Source organism: Lentilactobacillus parafarraginis DSM 18390 = JCM 14109 (assembly GCF_001435895.1).
Lineage (GTDB): Bacteria > Bacillota > Bacilli > Lactobacillales > Lactobacillaceae > Lentilactobacillus > Lentilactobacillus parafarraginis.
This window is the reverse complement of the sequence record NZ_AZFZ01000149.1, coordinates 1-2,017: the sequence shown is the minus strand read 5'-3', so window position 1 is coordinate 2,017 and position 2,017 is coordinate 1. Positions and strand designations below refer to the sequence as shown.

The following is a 2,017-nucleotide window of genomic DNA, read 5'->3' as shown; positions in this document are numbered from 1 at the left end:
GGGCTTGTTCGGATTAAACTTGTAATTTGCCATAACGATTAATATGCTATATGCAACAATCATAGTAGCCACAACTTTCTTTTTCATTTTAATGGGAGGAAGTTTAGTAACTAGTGCCTCATCAACAAGTCCCCTTTCCATACCTGATTTGTCCGAATGGCAGGGATCCTTAACTGCTTCAGAAGTTAAGAAATTAAAATCAGAGGTTCCATTTGTTATCCTAAGGGTTCAATATGGAAGTGGCTATAAAGATCTTGATTTCTCGCATAATGCTGCATTATGCAAAAAATATGGATTAAAATATGGAGTTTACTCGTACAGTTTATATACCAGTCCATCTGATGCGAAAGTTGAGGCTAAAGATCTCTATGAACGAGGAATTAATGCCAGCTTTTATGTCAATGATTATGAGCAGCAAACAGTTACTAGTGGAACTACTAATACAGCTACGGTGGATTGGTATAAGGAACTTCATAAATTAGCTCCTCATAAACGAATTTTGTTTTATTCTTATAATAGTTTTGCTCAAGAATATGCTTCTACAGCAATGAAAGATTATGATGGTTATTGGTTAGCCGATTATACATCTGTTCAACCAACTGGTATTGATTATTATTTATGGCAGTATACTGATAATTGGTATACATCTGCTTTAGGGCAATATGTTGATGCCAGTAAAGAACATTTAAAGAATACATCTTGGTTTTTATCTAGTCGACCAATTTCATATAAGAAAGTTGTATATCCTAGTAAAAATGGCTATGATATCTGGAATAACTTGATGTTTACATCACACGGTGGGGTAACGATTACCGGGAAACATCAATACTATGAAGCTCGTTACTATTATAATCATTATAATGGTCGAAAATATTATTCTATATATAAAAATAACAAATGGATTGGCTATGTAAATGCTAAATCAATGACAACGTTGAAATCCGGTTTAATGTCCCAAACAATAAAAATAATTAAAAAGAATCAAATTATCTGGGGAAATTTATTTTTTACCCAAAAATTGGCTAATACATCCAATTATTACAATGATTTATTCTCAGTTAAGTATTATTATAACCACCCTAATGGTTCTGTTTATTATTCGCTTTACAATGGTAACAAGTGGGTTGGGTATGTAAATAAAAATAACGTCACAGTAAAATAAGGAGTCGGAGAACAATGTTTAAATACAAGCTTAGTATTATTGCAAGTGGTCTAATTATTGTGGCCTTAGGATTTGGAATTTATTTGTGGGAAAATGGTAATAGTGTCCAAGCTACACAAACAGTTGCTAAGAAACTGTCAGTTCCAACTGAGATTAAAGTAAAAAATCAAAAATTCAGAGCAAATGTTGTTAATAAAAATACTATTTCTTATAAACCTTTAAATTCAGAAGTAACTACAGCTGAATATAAAGAAGTTGATACCCACTCTACTAAAATGGCTAACAATTTATATAAATCACTTCAAATGCCGACACGATATAATGGACCAACTGTTAAACTAAGTGATGGGACTAAAGCTATCGAGCAGGGTGCAATGGGGCATATTTACGTTCAATGGATGGAAAAAAATTGGATTATTACGGCCGTCAGTTCGTCAGATATTGCTTCTAGTAAGCAGGAAATCATTAAACAAGCTGACAAAGTTCAAAGAGATATCCAGGATTCTAAGCTAACTAAACAACCTGTGAATCAAGGATCAGCAATTGTTTATGCTAATGAACAAAAGCAACCAATAAATAGAATTGGTTGGCGAAATAAACAACAAGTTGGACAGGCAAGTGGACAAAACGGATTAACTATTGGGAAAATTGTTAAAGATGGATTACAAAACTAAAGTGGTAGGTTAATAGGAAGAACAAATGAAAGACAGCATTTACTATAAATTTCTAATTAATATAACTATCATGATGTTAGTCGTTCTTATAATGTTTATGAGATTCAACATAACAGTGAAGACCGAAACGTATAAAAGTATAAGTACTGTATGCGTACAATACCCCTTAGGGTTGACACTT

The 2,017-nt window shown here is 32.6% G+C and carries 2 protein-coding genes; both read left to right on the top strand.

Annotated elements, in window-relative coordinates; genetic code table 11:
* Nucleotides 1–43 precede the first annotated feature (43 nt).
* Nucleotides 44–1,162: a GH25 family lysozyme gene (locus FD47_RS14355; RefSeq protein WP_054736730.1), complete on the top strand. Its 1,119-nt coding sequence runs from the start codon at nucleotides 44–46 to the stop codon at nucleotides 1,160–1,162.
* Between the two features lie 14 nt (nucleotides 1,163–1,176).
* Nucleotides 1,177–1,836, top strand: coding sequence for a hypothetical protein (locus tag FD47_RS14350; RefSeq protein WP_054736728.1), 660 nt, complete (start codon nucleotides 1,177–1,179; stop codon nucleotides 1,834–1,836).
* Nucleotides 1,837–2,017 lie beyond the last annotated feature (181 nt).